We start from the raw sequence: 19,103 nt of genomic DNA, 5'->3' as shown, positions 1-19,103 counted from the left end.
TATTCTCCTTGTTAGAAGGCTAATTGGTTCTGGGCAAGTTTTTCTAAGCTTTGAGAAAAATCATTTATAATATCATCTGGATTTTCAAGTCCAACAGAAAGGCGAAGCAGGCTGTTCTTAATCCCACGTTTTTCCCGTTCATCCTGAGGCATAGCCGCATGGGACATTTTAGCTGGGTAGGAGAGAATCGATTCAACTGCACCTAAGCTGACGGCAAATACAGGAAGTTCCACATTGGCCACAAACTCACGAAGAGCCGCTTCATTTTTCAGTTCAAACGATAAACTCCTTCATTCACTTTGGCTAAAGCCTGCTCAAGATCTTTGATTAGATCTTCTGCGTCCTCAATGCCGACCGAAAACCGTAACAAGCGGTTATCGACACCAGAGGCAATTCGTTTTTCTTCCGGGATATCGGCATGGGTTTGCGTTGCCGGATAAGTGATAAAGCTTTCTGTTCCTCCAAGGCTTTCAGCAAAAGTAATTAGCCTGATGTTTTGTAAAAAGAGATCTATCCACGCTTCTTCCTTAAGCCGGAATGAAAGCATACCACCCTGTCCAGGATAAAGGACATCCGTGATGGCTTCATGATTGCTTAAATATTCCGCAATGGCTCTGGCGTTTGTTTGATGTTGTTTCATTCGAAGGGATAAAGTCTTCATTCCGCGCATTAACAGCCAAGAATCAAAAGGACTTAATACGGCTCCAGCTCCATTATGGTGGAATGCTAATGCTTCGCATACTTCTTTACCTTTCGCTACTACAAGTCCCGCCAAGACATCATTATGTCCGCCCAAGTATTTGGTGGCACTATGGATGACAATATCAGCTCCAAGCTGAATTGGCTGCTGGAGAACAGGGGTGTAGAACGTGTTATCGACAATTAGCAAGATACCGTGCTGTTTGGCAATCTTTGAAATTGCTTCAATATCAGCCTCTTGCATTAAAGGGTTGGTTGGGGTTTCAAGGAAAATCGCTTTCGTATTTTCATTGATTTTTTCTTCTACTTTTTCAGGGTAACAGGTGTTCACGTAATGACTTGTCAGCCCCCACTTTTTAAAGCCTTGCTCTAGCAAACGGTAGGTTCCCCCATATAAATCTTCGCTGACAATCCATTCATCACCTGATTGAAATAACGAGAGGATGGTAAGAATGGCAGCCATTCCAGAACTACAGGCAAATCCTTGGTCGCCGCCTTCCAGGTCAGCAATAGTTTTTTCAAGGAGTTGACGGGTTGGATTTCCGGTCCGAATATAATCAAACCCAGTTGACCGCCCAATTCCCTCATGACGATAAGCGGTTGAGAAATATACTGGCGGATTTACGGTTCCTGTTGCTGTTTCACTGCGATTGCCGATTTGGGCAAGTTTGGTATCAATTTTGTACATGACGCACACTCCTTGGTAAGTTGAAATAAGTTAACTAATGGATGGAATAGCCGAAACTTTAACGCTAGAAGGCGTTAAAGCATTAATCAACAAAAAAAGCCTTCTTATTAAGAAGAAGACTTTTGTAAATCACGGCCAATTGTCATTCTTCTTATCTTGCAAACTACCGAGTAATTTGCAGGACTTAGCACCTTTTCAATGAAAATCCCATTGAAGGTTGCTGAGGTGTCATCGGGCCCTTCCCTCAACCTCTCTTGATAAGAATCCAATATTTTGTTTTATTAGATTATTATAAAATTACTACAAGAGGGCACGGGTGTCAATGACTTTAACACAATAATGGAAAAAGTAGTTGACGGTAAGTAATGGCAGATGTATTATATAAATAATCGTTCTATATACAGAACAAAACTATGCTATATATACCTGTAAATAATTTATATTTCACAAGGAGCTGTGATAATGAAATGTAGGGACGAATTTCCTAAAACAATAAAAAAAACAGTTCGTTACATTAAACAGGATGCAACAAAGGAACAGCTTTTAGAGATTAAACAAATCATTGAAAGTGCCATAAATTATAGAAAAAGGAAATTAAACTAAATGGTAAAGCTTCTTTAGATCAACCATATGTATTCAATCTATTATTAAGCATTTGTTTAACCAGGTAATAGTAAATATCTCCCATATATAATCTAGAAAAATAGTAATAAACATTATAGTATTTGTTAAAAACTAAAGGGTTTTTTTTACCTTTATTGTTCTTTACAAGGAACAAAATGTTCGTTATAATGTTTTAGGTGAAAGGAGTGGAATTTATTATAGGAGGCTCATTATTTTATGTTAGGGACAAAAATCCAGCAATTACGGCATGAAAGAAATCTAACTCTGACTCAACTGGCTAAAAAAACAGAGATCTCAAAATCCTACCTAAGTCATATTGAAAGAAGTATCCAAGCGAATCCATCGATTGAGGTGTTGGCAAAGATTGCAGCGGCTTTAGACGTAGATATCAAAAACCTTTTAAGTCCAGAAAGTCTAATTTCCAAACCTTATGCCAAAAAAGAACCTATTAAAGACTGGAGTAACTTGATTAATACTGCCCTTGAGGCTGGATTGATTGATGAGGAGGATTTAAGGGAGATTAACCAGGCAATAAAAAACGGAATATCCAAAAAGTGACAAAGTACAACTAAAAAATACGCAGAGGTGTTAGCATGAGAGTGCTTGTAACAGGTGGTTACGGATTTATTGGTTCCTTTGTAGCGGAGAGGTTTTATAAGGAAGGTCATGAAGTTTATATAATTGATAATCTATCGACAGGGAATAAGGAAAACGTCCAGTTCAAACACAAATTTTTTGAAAAAAACGTTGAGGATCCTACATGTGAAGCTGTCTTCGAATCTAATCGATTTGATGTTGTTGTTCATCTGGCAGCCCAGGTTAATGTCGGGACATCAATGGGGGACCCTTACCTCGATACCCAATCAAATGTTTTAGGTCTCGCCAATATACTTCAACTTTCAAATAAATATAAAGTGAAAAAGGTTGTATTTGCTTCATCTGCTGCAGTTTACGGAAATAATACTGAAATACCATTAAAAGAAGATTCTGCCTGTGATCCGCTATCCCCATACGGTATCAATAAATGGGTCGGTGAGCTCTACTGCAAAAAGTGGAGTGAAGTGTACGGCGTGGAAACACTTTGTTTTCGATTCTCAAATGTCTATGGTCCAAAACAGGGAACAGTCGGAGAAGGTGGAGTTATATCTATCTTTATTAACAACGTACTTGAAGAAGAACCTTTACGTGTATTTGGAGATGGAGGGCAAACTAGGGACTTTATCTATGTAGAGGATGTAGCATTCGCGATCTATCGCGCTGTCGAATATGATTTGGCAGGGGTTTACAATCTTTCAACGAATACAGAAACAAGCGTCAATGACTTTATTGCTAGTCTTGAAATGTTAACAGATGTAAAAGAAGTAATTTATGGCCCTTCCAAAAAAGGCGATATAAAACATTCTAGATTGGATAATAAAAAAATTAAGAAGGACCTTGACTGGGTTCCCTTCCATAACTTTCAAGAGGGTTTAGAGAAAACGTATCAATGGTTTCATGCAAATAGTGAAAAAAAAAAAGGGAAAGTACGAATCAAATAAAGTCAAAAAAGCGAGTAGTTTTCCGACCGTTGATACCATATATTGAAAACCTGGCAGTTTTCCTTTCAATGATCGTAATCAGCTCTTTACTAGATAATTCACTCAACCTCCTAGATTATCGACTCTTCTATATTGTCACTGCCTCATTTTTATTCGGAAGAAGTCAATCCATTTTATCTATTGGGTTAGCTTCCGTGTGGTTCTTTTACCAAAATATACTCAATGGTCAGGAAATCATCTCACAGCTAATAGACCATACTACCTTAGTTCACATAGGGCTATATATCTTTATTGGATTATCAATGGGATATGTTTTAGAGAAAAAAGAAAAAATGGTTCAAAACTCTCGCTCTGAGATGGAATCCATTCAAGAAAAACTTGAAACCTTAACATCATTATATAAGGATACATTATTTGTGAAAAATGAATTACAGGATCAAGTTTTATATACAAATAACAGCATTGCAACTGTTTACGAAGTAATGAAGGATTTAAACAGCTTAGACCGTTCCGTCATTTACTCTTCTTCTATTACCATTTTGGAAAAAATTATGAAAACAAGTGGAGCTGCCTTATATCTGCTGGATTATTCCGAGAAGACTTTGGGATTAGTAGAGAAATCCACTGCATTGGTGGTACCTGCTTCATTGGAAATTAGGAAACAAAACACTTTGCTTGAAGCGATTGAAAAAAATACAGTAAAGATCAATAAGGATTTAGATCCGAATCTGCCAACGCTGGTGGCACCCATTTCGATTAAGGGCCAGGTGATTGGAGTAGTAGGTCTATATAATCCCGAATTTGAATACTTGACATTATCCTACCAAAATTTATTGTTTGTCACAGCAAACCTGATCTCTTCAGCTCTCACCCGTGCATTTGAACATGAACAATTATTAACTTCTGATAATAGTAGAAAGAATAAACTTTTTGATAATAAGGAAGAAGCCTATGTTTAAAATTCTTGTTCTATTCTACTTTTTAGTATGTATTGGATACGCGGTTGTTGGTATCAGGCGGAAAAAGGAAAATATTTTAATAAAATCTTTATTAATCACTTTTTTTCCGTTTTTGGGATTCTTACTTGTGGTTTATTTGTTTAAACCCATCAAGTCCGATAATTCTCAACCACGATCCACACATGATGGTAATGATGAACCCATAACAGTCATTGAAGGCGAGATCAGCCTGTATAAAACCATTGACGTTGAGAGTGAAATCAATTTCGTACCCATCCAAGAAGCACTGCTGCTAAATGATAATAGTATTAAAAGGAAGTTGATGATTCATAGTTTAAAGGAAAACTCAATTGGTAACCCGATCGTACTCGAAAAAGCCCTAAAATGTGATGATTCCGAAACATCACACTATGCAGCTACCGCGATTATGGAAATGAAGCGGAAGCTGATGAATTCTATTCAAGAATTAGCATCTGTATTAGAGGAAAGGCCGAATGATCCTGAAGTCCTCATATCGTATGCGGAAGTGATTAAAACGTATATAAATAGCGGTTTTTTAGATGAAGGGACCTATAAGCAATACCAGTCCCTTCAGTCTTCCGTCTTAGAAAGAATCCTCTTAAGTGAACAAAGCCAAAAACAACATTATATCGATAAAATCGATTGTGACCTAAATCTGAGGGCATACGATAAGGCTGCTTACTTCTGCGAAAAATTTTTAGCCGAATATCCAAATGATGAAATGGCTTATATTACTGCCATGAAATTGCAATATAAACTTTCGAACTCACAGAAATTACAAGACATTCTTACAACTTTAAAAAAACAACCTGTAAAGTTATCCGCTCAGGGATTGAGTCTCATACGCTTCTGGTTGTAGGAGGAAAAAAGTGGGATATGAATTTAAAATCAGTAAGAACATCATTATAATCATCGTCTTTTTATTTCTTTTTGGAATTGTAATTCAATTGGCCCGTTCTAATTATGTTTTACAATTGAATACTGGCAATGGAAATTTAAACGATCATACAACAAAACCTACTTCTGCTCTTTCGGCAAAAGAAGCGGAGCAGTTTAACAGTGATGAGTATCTTTTAGTTTATGACCCGGAAGATTCGGATAGTGTGGCATTAAAAAATAATAATGAAAAAACATTTGAGTATATAAAAAAGAACTTAGAGGTAGTCCAGGTGTCGGATCTGCCTGAGGATCTGTCAAAATATAAAAATATTATCATTGCCTTTTCATCTTTAGAAAAAGTCAATGATATTAATTTCATAACGAATTATGTATATCAAGGCGGGGAGGTCTTCTTCGAAGTCCGGCCAGAACTAACGGATGGTTTTTTTACTATTTATCGTAAACTGGGTATTTACGAATTAGGTAATGAATATGAGACCATTGAAGGAATAAAGCTTGTTTCTGATATTCTGTTAAAGGGAAATAACTTGAAGGTTAAGGATAATTTTCTTGTTAACAGCACTTTACCTGTTCAAATCAATTCTTCCAGTAAAGTGTTGGCTTCTTCCCTCAAAAATGTACCGTTGCTATGGAGTACAGCCTATGGTAAAGGGACCTTTATGGTGTTTAATGGTACGATGCTCGGTGATAAACTGAACCGCGGATTTATTGTTGGGGCATTAAGTTATTTAAATGGTGATTTTATATACCCGATAATGAATTCTAAGGTGGTCTATATTGATGATTTTCCGGCACCTTTTCCGGAAGGCTATAATGAAGATATTTATAAACAGTATAGACGCAATATTTCAACATTTTTCCGTGATATATGGTGGCCGGATATTGAACAAATCGGAACTAAAGAAGATGTGAAATATACAGGAGTGCTAATCGAAACTTATAATAACAAAACTACCGGTCCATTTGAGGACAGGATTGGAATAGAAACATTAAAAACCTTTGGGCGGGATTTGATCAAACTGGGGGGCGAAATAGGAGTACATGGATATAACCATCAATCCTTGACAACAGACCAAGATCAAGTTGAGTCATTAGAATACAAAGCATGGAAAAGTGAAAAAGATATGGCAGACTCACTCAAAGAAGCTAAGGACTACTTTGATAGCATTTTTCCTAATTATACCCTGCATACTTACGTACCACCATCTAATATTTTAAGTGAAGAAGGGAAACAGGCCATCAAAGAAGCAATTCCATCTATTGATATTTTAGCTTCTTTATACATTCAAGATGAGGAGCAGGTCTCCTATGTGCAAGAATATGAAATTGGAGATGAGTTTATTGAGCTTCCACGGTTAACTTCCGATTACCATTATTCGGACAACAATAAATGGATGACCGCAGCTTCAGCAACTATGTTTGGATCATTTTCTCATTTTATTCATCCGGACGATGTGCTGGATAAAGACCGAAATAAAGGCGACAGTTGGAGCGTACTTTCAGAGCAATTTGGACAAATGATGCATGATGTGAAGAAGAAATATCCATGGATGAAAAGCACGACCGCTTCTGAAAGCGCAGAAAAACTAAAAAATTATTCACAGTCAGAAATATTTATTACTGAGAAAGATAGTAAATTAACTGTAAATATTAATAATTTTTCCGGAAGCCTGGATTTTCTGCTCCGAACGGAAAAATCCATACTAAGCAGTAAGAATTGTGAAGTAGAGAAGGTCAGTGATGATCGATATCTGGTACATGCAAAAGATAACAAGCTAGTCATTCAACTGGAGGGTAAGTAATGAGGATTTGTATTGTTGCTGAAGGCTCGTATCCCTACGTAACTGGTGGTGTATCGAGTTGGATACAAACGCTAATTACCAATATGCCTGAGCATGAGTTTATAATTTTTGCAATTGGAGCCCAAGAAAAAATGCGTGGCAAATTTAAATACAAATTACCTGATAACTTAATAGAAGTAAGAGAAGTTTTCTTGGATTCCTATATATCAGAAATTGGGGAACCAGGCAAAGAGTTTCGCTTGGATGAAGACCAAAAAAGGGTAATTAAATCGTTACTAAATAGAGACCAGACTGATTGGAATTTGTTATTCTCCCTTTTTCGGAGCCGGAAAATGAGTTCCATATCTAATTTTATTATGAGTCGGGACCTCTTTGATATTATCCATGAACTTTGTTTAGAGAGATACTCGCAAATTCCATTTACGGAGTTATTTTGGTCAGTCCGCTCTATGCTGCTTCCGTTATTTTGGCTTTTAAAAAACCCTGTTCCGGAAGCCGATCTATACCATAGTGTTTCGACTGGTTATGCAGGTATGGTGGCGGCTTATGGAAAGTATCTATATAAAAGACCGTATCTATTAACTGAGCATGGCATTTATACAAGAGAAAGAGAAGAAGAAATTATTAAATCCGATTGGATCAAAGGGTATTTTAAGGATTTGTGGATTCAATATTTCTATAGCTTATCCCATTGTGCCTATTCCAACACGAACCAAGTGATCAGCTTATTTAATAAAAATAAAGAAATACAGGCCGAAATAGGCTGCCGCGAAGACAAAATAACCATCATCCCTAATGGAGTCAATCCGGAAGATTTCAGTAACTTGCCGCAAAAAGGGGCAGAAGAAGCCGCCTATGTCAATGTTGGTGCTGTTGTCAGGGTAGTGCCAATCAAGGATATCAAGACAATGATTCAAAGTTTCTCCATTGTAAAAAAGACAGTTTCGCAGGCAAGATTTTATATATTTGGTCCATATGAGGAAGACCCAGAGTATTATGAGGAATGCTTACAATTACTAGAATCACTTGGAGCGGAAGATATCTATTTTACCGGATCGGTAAATATTAAAGAATATATTGGACGAATGGATATTTTAGTTCTTTCAAGTATAAGTGAAGGCCAGCCATTGGCTTTGTTAGAAGGGATGGCCTGTGGGAAACCATTTGTTAGTACGGACGTAGGCAGCTGTAAGGAACTACTCTACGGTGTCAATGATGGGATTGGATCAGCTGGGATCATCGTCCCTGTTATGCATTATGTGGAAATGGCAGAAGCGATTATTCGATTAGCCGAAAACCCAAACCTTTGTTATGAAATGGGAGCAAATGGCTTGGAACGAGTAAAACAAATTTATACAAGAGAAAAGTTTATCCAACAATATAAACAAATCTACGAAAGCATGAGGTCTTTACAATGGCAGGAATTGGTTTCCAGTTAAAGCATTTATTTAAGGATAATAGCTTTTTAGGCAAAATAAGAGCTTTTACCTTTTCATCCATTGTCATTGCCGGTCCAATGGTCCTATGTATTACATTAATGACCTTATCAGAATACGTGCTTGAGTTAATGGATACACCATATTACGAAAAAGAAATGTTTCTTGGTGGGACACTATACAGCTTTGTGTTTTCACAGCTCCTTACGGGGGGATTCACCATGTTATTATCCCGCTATTTGGCTGATCAAATCTACCAGGAGCAACAGGACAATATCTTATCTTCTTTATATGGTATTCTAGCCATTAATCTTATGCTGGGTGGTGCTGCAGGGATCATTTTTTATTCATTTTCTCCTTTGCCGATATTTTTTAAGATTTTCTCTTATGTATTTTATATTGAATTGATTATTATTTGGCTTCTCTCAATATATATTTCCGCAATAAAAAAGTACCTCCAGATTATTGTTGGATTTTCAGTTGGGGCAGCGATATCTTCTTTACTCATTTTATTGGGGTTTACTTGGTTGGGTATCAACAGTTCAACGGGAATATTTATTTGTTTGGATATTGGTTTTTTTGTGATTGTTATGTACTTTTTTAAAAGTATTAAAGAACATTTTCCTAAAAATAACCTGCGTTATTTTGACTTTCTCACATATTTGGAAAAGTATCCTTCACTATTTTTGGTAGGCTTGTTTTATTCACTAGGTCTGTACGGTCATAGTTTTATTGTCTGGGGGGGAGACTTAAAGACAATTATAAGCAGTACCTTTGTAATGGCACCCATATACGATACCCCTGTCTTTTATGCCTACTTAACCATACTTCCAGCAATAGTGATGTTTGTTGTAGCAGTAGAAACCTCTTTTTATGATGAATATAAAAATTACTATTCTTTAATTTTAGGTCAATCGTCTTTAAATGATATAAAAGATGCGCAAGCAAAAATGTTCAGCATCCTTTCTCGTGAGTTTGCTTGGATTATGGAGTTTCAGTTGTTCTTTACAATTTGTTCCATTGCTATTGGCACTAAGTTGCTCCCTTTATCTACTGACCAAGTTGACATTTTTAATATTATTACAGTGGGGAATTACTTCTTTATCATGATGTTCATTATTATTCAAATATTATTGTATTTTGATGACCGTAAAGGTGCAGCATTTGTGATTACTAGTTATTGCTTGGCAAATATTTTATTAACTATCATCACTTCAAAAATCGAAACCTATGGGTTATCTTGTTTTCTTGCCGGATTCATTGGCTTAGTATTGGCATTAAAGCGTATTTCCTATTACAGTAAAAACTTTAATTACTATACCTTCTGTTCACTCCCAATCATGGTTAAGCAGGAAAAACTATTTATCACCAAAGTCGTACAAAAATTAAACTTATTAAACGGTGTTGGAGGAAGTTATGAAACTAAAGAATAAAGCTGGTCTTCTCGCCCTAGCCCTTACTCTAATTATCATGATTACTGGCTGCTCTGCTTCGCTCAATGTTTTCGAAAAAGTTGACTCTGCCAGCACACAAAAGGAACAAACGAAGCAGGTGAATGCAGAACCAAAAGGGGATCAATTACTAGAGGATAAAAGGGTGTATGACAATGATAAAGAAGACAGCGTTATACACTTATATGTAACTGTTCTTAATAAAGAAAGTCTGGAGAGTTTTTATTCCATCAACCATTGGTATGACAATGGAAATACCGGGGACCCCCCGAAACTGGATGCTATTGTACAGGAAGGCGGGCCAAATGGTCCTCGGGAGGGTGATTGGGGATTCGGAACCAATTCACCAAATTCAAGCATTGAAATCCGTGGCAACTCTAGCCGATTTGTTTCACAAAAGTCATATAAGTTAAAGTTGGCGGAAAGTGCGGGTTTATGGCATGGGCAAACAATTATCAACTTGAATAAACACCAGTATGACCTTACACGGGTACGTCAAAAATTAAGCTTTGATCTATTTCGAGATATACCTAATTTCACAAGCTTAAGAACGCAGTTTGTTCAATTGCACGTTAAGGATTTAACAGCTCCAACTCCTGACCAGCAATTTGTTGATTACGGGTTATTTACTCAAATTGAACAGCCTAATAAACGATTCCTTTATTCCCATGGGTTGGATCCTAACGGAAACCTTTATAAGGCGAATTTATTTGAATTCCTGCGTTATCCTGAAAAGTTAAAATTGGCAAGCGATCCAGATTACAACAAGGATGAATTTGAAAGTATCCTGCAAATTAAGGGAAGTGAAGATCACGAAAATCTATTAAAAATGCTAGACGACGTTAATAACTACAAGATAAGCATTAATGATGTAATTGACAAATACTTTAACCGGGAAAATTATCTAACCTGGCTGGCAGTTAATTTACTTATGGGAAATATTGATACCGACGCCCAGAACTTTTTCTTGTACAATCCGTTGAACTCCCAAAAGTTTTACTTCTTGCCTTGGGATTATGATGCAGCTTGGGGACAGCAAGCCGAAGAAAACGAGAAACACAAAGGGTATACCGCTAAATGGCAGCTGGGCATTAGTAATTACTGGAGCAGTGTTCTGCATCAACGGTTCTTTAAAGATCCTGACAATATTAAAGAATTAACACAAAAAGTTGAGGAAGTTTCAAAAACCCTCAATAAACAAAAGATCAAAGAATACTTGGATAAGTATTATCCAATTGCCAGCTCGTATATTAATAAGTCACCTGACTTAGAAGGAGTTCCATTCAAGATAGACAATTTCGAGAAGAGCTATCAAAACCTAGTAAACATACCTGAGCAGAACAAACAGATTTTCTATGAGAGTTTAGAAGAACCGATGCCTATCTATTTAGGAGAAATTGTTGAAAAGGAAGGATCGTACGAATTTACATGGGACCCATCCTATGACTTTCAGAGCGATGACTTAACCTATGATTTCCAGGTCAGTCAAACTATCGATTTTAGCTCTGTTTATATTGAACAAAAGGATCTTTCAAGTACTTCAATGAAGATTTCCCGTGAAGAATTGAAACAAGGGAAGAATTATTGGAGAGTTATTATTAAGGACTCAAAAGGGAACACGCAAATTGCCTTCGACCGATTAGAAGGAGACGATAATGTCTGGTACAACGGTGTAAGAGACTTCTTTATCAAATAGGCAGGTAAACTATGAAACTATTAAAGAGAATTGAGATACCGTTATTTGTAGCTGGTTCAATTTTAATACTAATAATAGCCTGCTTGTATGTGTGGAATTCCCAACATAGTCCTAAGGAAATTCCTGTCGAGCCTGTAGAAAAAAGGCCGGAAGTCATTGATAAGACAACTGCGAGCAAAGACTTTGAAGAGTCCAATTTCCCTGTATTTTCAATAAAGACTAATCCTGATAACCTCTGGTCAAAAGAAAAAGGGATCTACATTTTAGGAGACCATGCTTCCACTCAATACCCTTATAAGGGCGCTAATTATTGGCAGGAAAAACGCATTCCTGTGGAAATAGAAATCAAGGAACCAGGAAAAGACCTTTTTAAGGCATCAGCTGAATTGGAGATTTTTGGGGGGGAGACCAGAACCCTCCCCCAAAAATCCTTTGCCCTATTTGCAAAAAAGGAAGATGGGAAGAAAAGCTTTGATTATCCGTTATTTCCTGAAAAAGAACTTCATGACTATGAATCATTTGTGCTGCGAAATGGCGGTCAGGATTTTGCGAGGACTCATATGGTGGATGGCTTGGTCTCGACCCTCGTAAAAGATACAGAAATAGATTTTCAGGCATATCGCCCTGTTGTTGTCTATTTAAATGAGGAATACTGGGGCATATATGATTTACGTGAAAAAATCAATGATGCCTTTCTTGCCGACAATCATGGGGTAAAGAAAAAAGATATCGACTTACTTGAAGCAGATGCAGTTGAAAAAGAAGGCAGTAATAAAGATTATCTGCAATTGATTGATTATATTAAAAACCATGACCTAAAGGACCAAGACCATTTCAACTATGTGAAAAACCAGATCGATATTGAAAATTTTATGGATTATGTCATTACAGAGCTTTACATTGCCAATAATGATTGGCCGAGTCATAATATCCGCTATTGGAAGGCCGAGGATGAGTATGATAGGTGGCGTTGGATTATTTATGACAGTGACTTAAGCTTTGAAAATTATCAGGAAAATACAGTCGAAAGACTATATAACTATAAAGGAAAAGGGGACGATTCCTTATATATCTCCTTCCTGTTTCGTGAATTAATAAAAAATGAGCAGTTTCGGAAGGAATTAAGTGATCGTGCTGATTATCATTTAACACAAACCTTCCAGCCTGAACGAGTAATTGGAACTATCAATAAAATAAGGCAGCAGTTGGAACCTGAGATGCCAAATCATTTGGAAAAGTGGGAAGGAAACTTGGACGATTGGCGTGCAAATGTTCAAGAGTTGCAAAACTTTGCTCAAAAAAGGCCCCAGTACTTGAAAAAATATCTAACCGAACTGTTTGATACTCTCCAATAAAGGAAGATTATTATGAAATATGGCAATAAAAAGCTGAGACACGAATTGAAATATTATATTTCCTACAACATATTTGAAGAGCTGCGTTCCAGATTACGTTATGTAGTAAAGCCGGATAAGAATTCCGTGAATGAGGATGGCTATCACATCCGAAGCCTTTATTTTGATGATGTCTATGATAACGCCATATATGAAAAGTTGTGGGGGATTCATCGTCGGGATAAGTATCGCATCCGTATTTACAATGAAAGTGATCGACATATAAAGTTAGAAAGAAAAAGTAAGTATGGGGATTATATTTGCAAAGAATCGATGAATCTTACACGTGAAGAATATGAAAAAATTATGATGTCTGATTTTGAATTTTTAAAGCAAAAAAATTCTCAGTTAGGAATGGATTTCTATGTCAAATGTACCAGTGAACACATGCAGCCGCGGATTATCGTTGATTACATAAGAGAAGCTTATACTTATGAACATGGCGATGTCCGGATCACTTTTGATAAACGGCTAATGGCGGGTGTCAATTCATTTTATATCTTTAATCCCAAACTCGTAACTGTCAACGCCATTCACAATAAGGCCATGGTTCTAGAAATCAAATATAATGAATATTTACCCTCGCATATTCATACATTACTGCAGCTTGAGAGTCACCAACGTTCCGCAATCTCAAAATATGTTATATGCCGTGAAGAGGGTATGTATTACTACAAAATATAAAGAAAAAGGGGATCCATTATGAATAATCAAGTAAATTTTAATGATGTCATAAAAAAGAATTTCCTGGAACAAGGTATGTTTGGAGATATACCCCTTCAAAATATCATTCTAGGAATGCTCATCGCTTTTGTCATTGGCCTGTTTATTTTCTATATTTATAAAAAGACATTTAGGGGAGTTGTTTACAGCCATAATTTTAATGTGACGCTCATCTTAATGACGATGATTACGACCCTCATCATTATGACAATTAGTACCAATGTAGTTTTATCACTAGGGATGGTTGGAGCTTTGAGTATTGTCCGGTTTCGAACCGCTATTAAGGATCCGCTCGATGTTATTTTTATGTTTTGGGCGATTTCGGGAGGAATTACTACAGGAGCAGGTGTCTATTCTTTGGCAATCATAGGTTCTATTCTTATTGGACTTGTTATGTTCATAATGACAAGAAAAAGAGGTAAGGATTCTATTTATTTGCTAGTTATCCATCATGATGAGGCAGCAACGGACTCGATAAAATATCAATTGGCTAAAATTAAACATAGTCTGAAATCAAAGATTGTCAGAAATGATATTACAGAATTGACAGTGGAATTAAAAATAAAAGGCGACAATACTGCTTTCGTTCATCAGTTGTCTTCTGTCGAAGGGGTAAAGGATGTCTCTTTAATTAATTATAACGGTGATTACGCCGCATAAAGGACTTGAAGTCAAAAATGAAGAAAATAACCCTATTCATTGTGATTATACTCGTGGTTTTAATTCTATCAGCCTACCTAAGGAGAGAAAAGGAAGTTGTGTTCAAGCCTGAAAACACGGATATAAGTGCTGTCGTCAATCCTTACATGGGATTTGCTCCGCCTGCAGACGGTGGTCCATACAGTCAGCCTCATACATTAGTTTACGCGAATTTCACTTGGCGAGACTTAGAACCCGAAAAAGGGCACTATGATTTTGAGGGGATTGAGAAAAAATACAAGTTAGATTACTGGAGAAAGCATAATGTCAAACTGATCTTTCGTGTAGTAATGGATACCCCTGGGGATGAAAAACACAAGGACATTCCGGATTGGCTCTATAAGGAAATCAATCAGGACGGCACTTGGTATGACCATCAATGGGGAAAGGGCTTTAGCCCAAATTATTCAAATAAGAAACTAATTGCTTACCACAAAAAGTTAATAGAGAAATTAGCAGAACGATACAATGCCGACCCTGAGATTGCGTTTATTGAAATTGGAAGTATTGGACATTGGGCTGAATTTCACACACTTCAGCAAGACGGGATTTATATACCATTTCCAAAACTGCCGGTTGTTGAAACATATGTAAACCATTATCTAAGCTCCTTTGATAATAAAGTTCTATTAATGAGAAGACCTCATCAAATTGCAATTAATAACAAATTGGGGCTTTTTAATGATATGTTTGGCAAAAAGGAAGATACGGTGGATGAATTTTGGAAGTGGGTAACAAAGGGGTACACATTTTGGTTGACCAAAGAAAAGTTTCCCGCGATGCCTGATTATTGGGAGAATGCCCCAACAGGCGGAGAATTTGCCCCTACTGATAATTGGAATGATTATTTTTCAGGATCAACATTTTCAAGCACTATGGACCAATTGGAGCTTACACATGTAAGCTGGCTGGGGCCGAGTTCGCCTGCTGATTATCCCAAAAGCGGTCCCTTAAACGGGAACCTTCATCAATTTTTATCAAAAATTGGTTATCACTTTAAATTAGATAAAGTAACTCATCAAGAAAAAGTCAGCACTGGTGATTCCTTAGATATAGAGATGGTATGGAAAAACTCAGGTGTAGCACCATTCTACTTTCCTTGGCCGTTAGAGCTGTCTTTGACAGATGTCAAGGGGAAGATTGTTTATAAGGAAAACACAAACATAGACATAAGAAAGTGGCTGCCAGGAAAAAATTCTGCACAGGCAACGATTACGATTCCAAGCTCGCTAGATGGTGGGGATTACCACCTTTGTGCAGCCATCATTAATCCTGAGACACAAAAGCCTGGAATTCAATTGGAAATGAGTGGTATCAGGTCAGATGGGAGATACGATATCGGGAAAATCAAAATTACCCAATAATGAAAAAAAGAAAGCTAATAGCTGCCTATCAGCTTTCTTTTTTATTTCTGTTTTTTTATGCTATACAGTCAAAAATTTAATGCAAACCGGATTCGGCACTTTTATATCGGATTGAATTAAGGAAAGACGGCCGGAAAACTCATCTCTTGCATATAAGACAAGATTATTGGACTCCTGATTGGAGGCTACGATAAATTTTTCCGTAGGGTCCAGTGAAAAGTCCCTTGGCCAATCTCCCTCTGTAGAAGTATGTTCTAGAAAAGTAAGTTCCCCTGTGGTCTGATCAACACTAAATACAGCAATACTATTGTGTCCGCGATTGCCTGCATAAACATAACGGCCGTCAGATGAAATATGGATGGCGCTACCTTGATTATTTTCCGTAAAGTCTTCTGGAATGGTGGATATATATTGCTTTTCAGTAAAATGACCATTCTCAGGATGATAATCTAACACAATGACTTCGGAGCTGAATTCAGTCATGAGATAAGCAAACTGCCCGTTTGGATGGAAGGCTAGATGCCTTGGACCGCTCCCGGCTTTTAAAGGAAGAAGGTTAACTTTTTCTAGTTTGCCATCTTCTCCAACTTTGTAAGTAATGAGGGCATCAATTCCCAGTTCACAAACTGCGATATATTTTTCATCCGGAGTAACATTGGCGTAATGGGTATGGGCTTTCTCTTGGCGTGGGTCGGGGCCTCGGCCTTCGTGTTTCATTACGGAAACGATGGATTCAAGAGATCCATCCTCTTGGCTAATTAGGTAAGAGTCAACTGTTCCTTTATGGTAATTGGCACTGAAAGCAAAATGGTTGTTGCTGTCTACGCTCACATAACATGGCGGTGACCCAGCATCCATAACTCGGTTCAATTCTTTTAGCTCACCACCTGGTTGAATGGAAAAAGCTGCAACTCCGCCATTATCTCCGTCTTTGGCGACAGAATAAAGGAAGCGATTGTCTTTACTGATGTTCAAATAAGTAGGATTCTCCAGTGTAGCTGCTGCCTTTATATCGGATAAAGTTTTTTCCGCTGGATTTAAAGCGAAAGAATAGATTCCTTTACTTTCTCCTTTTGTGTAGGTTCCAATAAACCCTATGTATTTCTCGTTATCAGCCATGACTTATTCTCCTTGCTGTAATAAAATATGCATCGTGTTTATGATAACCCAAAAACGGTATTTTTTTCATTTGATTTGTCTTGAGAGAGAAATATGCCAGAATCTGAAGGCAAAGGTTCCTTATACTAGTGCCAAAAACTCCTCAGCATGCGGCCGGCAGAACAAATACCGGAATTCCGAAGAAATTCAAAGATTAGCGAAGCTTATATACCGTATGTCAGTGATGGAAGAAACACTTCAAACCATTTTGGAATATGTGCAGCAAGAGTAAGAAAAAGGAAATTTGTAAAAAAGGAAAACGCTCCAGGGGCATTCCTGGGACTCTTATTCCTTTTAGATAAATCCCTGCCGTATGGCTTCTGCAATCGCTTGGGTCCGGTTTTGGGCGTTTAACTTCTTTTTAATAATCGATATATAGTCACGTACGGTATACTTGCTTAAAAATAACAGATCGGCTGCTTCGTCAATTGTTTTTCCATCAGCAATTAATTTTAGAATTTCAATTTCTCGATTTGAAAGAAGCGTTTTATTGGAGATGGGCCAAATATAATCTTTCTCTGGGGTATACTTTGCCAAGATTTCGCCGGCATGCTGTCCAAACTTCGTGATAACAGACAGCATAGCATTAGAGATAGAAAACATTTCACCTTCTCCCTGGTCTAAAAAGACAGCACCGAGAATTTGTTGGTTAAATGCACTATAAATTGGGATAATGACCAATGATTCTAATCGGAATTGCTGGACAAACCTGCTTGGCAGGACCACCTTTGCTTTTGGTAAATAGAGTGGTTGGATATTTAACATGGTTTTCGTTATTTGCGGTAAGTTCACAAGGTTTTCTCGGATGTTTCGAATTTCCTTCGTTGCAATTTTATGCCCCATTACGCCCATACCAATGTCTTCCCCGGTTTCGGTTTTTGTATAATAAAACAAAGCCGCACGCTCAAAGGGAAGATATTTAGTGAATCCGCCTACAACACTTTCGATTGCCTCTTTAAAATTACGGGCCAGCATAATCCATTCATCAAATAAAATCAAGGAGTCTTTCCAATCATTCTTAATTTCAAGGACTTCTGATAATTTTTCATTCTCTTTGAACATATGGAGAAGCAGGTTAATCACTGGTTTAAATTTTTCTCCATCTGATTTAGTCAGGCAATATAGGTAGCATTCTGTAGGAGAAACGACCGTAGCGACCTCTAGTTCATCTTCTGGTAATGTATCGGAGATTAACCGCATAATGGCCTCGGACAAAAGGTCGATGGATGGTCCCTGCAGTGAAGAGACGATTTTTTCATATGTTTCATCAATCTCCAGACTTGTATTTGCTTTGAAATGATTAATAGAAGCTCCTTTGTCCGTTATCAGTAATTTGGCAAACCAAAGAAGCGGACCGTCCTTCGTATCACCCATTTTACTGAAAAAGTCTTCAAACGTCAGATATTTACTTTTGTTTTCAACGAGCAAGTTTTGTAGGACCAGAGAAAAGAAATGCTGAATGGACTGATGAAGGTGGATGTCAGCTTTATCATTGGTTTTGATTATTTTTTGGGTGATTTGTTCTAACAAAGTGAAAAGCAGCATCAATTTATGAGGTTGAAGCTTACTGTTCAGATTTTCCCAATCAGATCGGAGCTGTTGAAGGATGGTATTTAAATCCCCAGTATTAAATTTGGGAATCATGTTCCAAAATAACTGATTCAAGTGAAGCAGAACCAATTGTTCCTCAGGGCTAACGTCAATCAAGGCTTTACGCTGGTTTAGTCCCTTAATCATGTTCTCCCATTCCTGTTTAATCTCTTTTTGATGCTTGTAAATTTCTAAACCAGCCAGCCGGAATAGCTGATTCATTTGATCTTTAATTGAAACAACCAAACCTGCCACTCCCCCGAAAGTTATTTTTCAGAAAATTTCCATTACTAAAAAGAATAGTAAACAATCTAGTGTCAGTCAAGCTGATTGTCATTTTTTCTAAATAAATATATATATA

The 19,103-nt window shown here is 37.2% G+C and carries 15 protein-coding genes, 1 pseudogene and 1 riboswitch; of the genes and pseudogenes, 12 read left to right on the top strand and 4 right to left on the bottom strand.

Going from position 1 to position 19,103, the window contains the following annotated elements:
• Window positions 1-11: 11 nt before the first annotated feature.
• Window positions 12-284 (bottom strand): annotated as a pseudogene (locus tag BN2425_RS15065) (PLP-dependent transferase); the annotation flags it as partial.
• Window positions 269-1,387, bottom strand: a complete 1,119-nt coding sequence (locus BN2425_RS15060; RefSeq protein WP_042461058.1) for a methionine biosynthesis PLP-dependent protein — start codon at window positions 1,385-1,387, stop codon at window positions 269-271. The pseudogene BN2425_RS15065 and the gene BN2425_RS15060, both read right to left, overlap by 16 nt.
• A gap of 148 nt (window positions 1,388-1,535) precedes the next feature.
• Window positions 1,536-1,651: riboswitch (SAM riboswitch) on the bottom strand.
• Window positions 1,652-2,227: 576 nt separating this feature from the next.
• Here BN2425_RS15060 and BN2425_RS15055 point away from each other — a divergent pair.
• From BN2425_RS15055 to BN2425_RS15000, 12 genes are all read left to right on the top strand, one after another.
• Window positions 2,228-2,569: a helix-turn-helix domain-containing protein gene (locus BN2425_RS15055; RefSeq protein WP_042461055.1), complete on the top strand. Its 342-nt coding sequence runs from the start codon at window positions 2,228-2,230 to the stop codon at window positions 2,567-2,569.
• 35 nt (window positions 2,570-2,604) lie between these two features.
• Entirely contained in the window at window positions 2,605-3,549 is a 945-nt protein-coding gene (locus BN2425_RS15050; protein ID WP_042461053.1) for an NAD-dependent epimerase/dehydratase family protein, read from the top strand.
• Window positions 3,550-3,617: 68 nt separating this feature from the next.
• Window positions 3,618-4,508: a GAF domain-containing protein gene (locus tag BN2425_RS15045; protein WP_154663517.1), complete on the top strand. Its 891-nt coding sequence runs from the start codon at window positions 3,618-3,620 to the stop codon at window positions 4,506-4,508.
• Complete coding sequence (locus BN2425_RS15040; RefSeq protein ID WP_042461048.1) at window positions 4,501-5,388, top strand: hypothetical protein; 888 nt, start codon at window positions 4,501-4,503, stop codon at window positions 5,386-5,388. Before BN2425_RS15045 ends, BN2425_RS15040 begins: the two co-directional genes overlap by 8 nt.
• A gap of 10 nt (window positions 5,389-5,398) precedes the next feature.
• On the top strand, window positions 5,399-7,231 hold the full coding sequence (locus BN2425_RS15035) for a DUF2194 domain-containing protein (protein WP_052352891.1): 1,833 nt from the start codon (window positions 5,399-5,401) through the stop codon (window positions 7,229-7,231).
• Window positions 7,231-8,670 carry a GT4 family glycosyltransferase PelF gene (gene pelF, locus BN2425_RS15030; protein ID WP_042461045.1) on the top strand — a complete coding sequence of 480 codons (1,440 nt, stop codon included), beginning with the start codon at window positions 7,231-7,233 and terminating at the stop codon, window positions 8,668-8,670. Before BN2425_RS15035 ends, pelF begins: the two co-directional genes overlap by 1 nt.
• Window positions 8,646-10,100 (top strand): exopolysaccharide Pel transporter PelG, encoded by a 1,455-nt coding sequence (gene pelG, locus BN2425_RS15025; protein ID WP_042461042.1) that lies wholly within the window; start codon window positions 8,646-8,648, stop codon window positions 10,098-10,100. The genes pelF and pelG overlap by 25 nt, the downstream gene beginning before the upstream one ends.
• The gene (locus BN2425_RS15020; RefSeq protein ID WP_042461039.1) at window positions 10,084-11,814 is read left to right on the top strand and encodes a CotH kinase family protein; all 1,731 of its coding nucleotides are present in this window, start codon (window positions 10,084-10,086) and stop codon (window positions 11,812-11,814) included. Before pelG ends, BN2425_RS15020 begins: the two co-directional genes overlap by 17 nt.
• Window positions 11,815-11,825: 11 nt before the next feature.
• Complete coding sequence (locus BN2425_RS15015; RefSeq protein ID WP_042461036.1) at window positions 11,826-13,169, top strand: CotH kinase family protein; 1,344 nt, start codon at window positions 11,826-11,828, stop codon at window positions 13,167-13,169.
• 12 nt (window positions 13,170-13,181) lie between these two features.
• The gene (locus BN2425_RS15010; RefSeq protein WP_042461033.1) at window positions 13,182-13,892 is read left to right on the top strand and encodes a polyphosphate polymerase domain-containing protein; all 711 of its coding nucleotides are present in this window, start codon (window positions 13,182-13,184) and stop codon (window positions 13,890-13,892) included.
• A 75-nt stretch (window positions 13,893-13,967) separates the two neighbouring features.
• Window positions 13,968-14,591, top strand: a complete 624-nt coding sequence (locus BN2425_RS15005; RefSeq protein WP_406603195.1) for a DUF4956 domain-containing protein — start codon at window positions 13,968-13,970, stop codon at window positions 14,589-14,591.
• A gap of 17 nt (window positions 14,592-14,608) precedes the next feature.
• Window positions 14,609-15,994 carry a DUF4832 domain-containing protein gene (locus BN2425_RS15000; protein ID WP_042461027.1) on the top strand — a complete coding sequence of 462 codons (1,386 nt, stop codon included), beginning with the start codon at window positions 14,609-14,611 and terminating at the stop codon, window positions 15,992-15,994.
• Window positions 15,995-16,054: 60 nt separating this feature from the next.
• On the opposite strand, the gene BN2425_RS14995 is transcribed toward BN2425_RS15000, so the two are convergent.
• A complete protein-coding gene (locus BN2425_RS14995) occupies window positions 16,055-17,113 on the bottom strand; it encodes a lactonase family protein (RefSeq protein ID WP_042461024.1) in 1,059 nt (352 codons plus the stop codon).
• Window positions 17,114-17,446: 333 nt separating this feature from the next.
• Window positions 17,447-18,988, bottom strand: coding sequence for a response regulator transcription factor (locus BN2425_RS14990; RefSeq protein ID WP_052352889.1), 1,542 nt, complete (start codon window positions 18,986-18,988; stop codon window positions 17,447-17,449).
• Between the last annotated feature and the right edge of the window lie 115 nt (window positions 18,989-19,103).

It is taken from the genome of Neobacillus dielmonensis (assembly GCF_000612665.1).
In the GTDB taxonomy this organism is placed as follows: domain Bacteria; phylum Bacillota; class Bacilli; order Bacillales; family Cytobacillaceae; genus Neobacillus; species Neobacillus dielmonensis.
This window is presented reverse-complemented; position numbering and strand designations above follow the sequence as displayed.

What these genes read in the sequence shown, in the direction of transcription:
- BN2425_RS15045 (WP_154663517.1), top strand. Translation starts at nt 3,618, where the DNA reads ATGATCGTAATCAGCTCTTTACTAGATAATTCACTCAACCTCCTAGAT.
- BN2425_RS15000 (WP_042461027.1), top strand. Translation starts at nt 14,609, where the DNA reads ATGAAGAAAATAACCCTATTCATTGTGATTATACTCGTGGTTTTAATT.
- BN2425_RS14995 (WP_042461024.1), bottom strand. Translation starts at nt 17,113, where the DNA reads ATGGCTGATAACGAGAAATACATAGGGTTTATTGGAACCTACACAAAA.
- BN2425_RS15020 (WP_042461039.1), top strand. Translation starts at nt 10,084, where the DNA reads ATGAAACTAAAGAATAAAGCTGGTCTTCTCGCCCTAGCCCTTACTCTA.
- pelF (WP_042461045.1), top strand. Translation starts at nt 7,231, where the DNA reads ATGAGGATTTGTATTGTTGCTGAAGGCTCGTATCCCTACGTAACTGGT.
- pelG (WP_042461042.1), top strand. Translation starts at nt 8,646, where the DNA reads ATGGCAGGAATTGGTTTCCAGTTAAAGCATTTATTTAAGGATAATAGC.
- BN2425_RS15015 (WP_042461036.1), top strand. Translation starts at nt 11,826, where the DNA reads ATGAAACTATTAAAGAGAATTGAGATACCGTTATTTGTAGCTGGTTCA.
- BN2425_RS15005 (WP_406603195.1), top strand. Translation starts at nt 13,968, where the DNA reads ATGTTTGGAGATATACCCCTTCAAAATATCATTCTAGGAATGCTCATC.
- BN2425_RS15060 (WP_042461058.1), bottom strand. Translation starts at nt 1,387, where the DNA reads ATGTACAAAATTGATACCAAACTTGCCCAAATCGGCAATCGCAGTGAA.
- BN2425_RS15010 (WP_042461033.1), top strand. Translation starts at nt 13,182, where the DNA reads ATGAAATATGGCAATAAAAAGCTGAGACACGAATTGAAATATTATATT.
- BN2425_RS15040 (WP_042461048.1), top strand. Translation starts at nt 4,501, where the DNA reads ATGTTTAAAATTCTTGTTCTATTCTACTTTTTAGTATGTATTGGATAC.
- BN2425_RS15050 (WP_042461053.1), top strand. Translation starts at nt 2,605, where the DNA reads ATGAGAGTGCTTGTAACAGGTGGTTACGGATTTATTGGTTCCTTTGTA.
- BN2425_RS15055 (WP_042461055.1), top strand. Translation starts at nt 2,228, where the DNA reads ATGTTAGGGACAAAAATCCAGCAATTACGGCATGAAAGAAATCTAACT.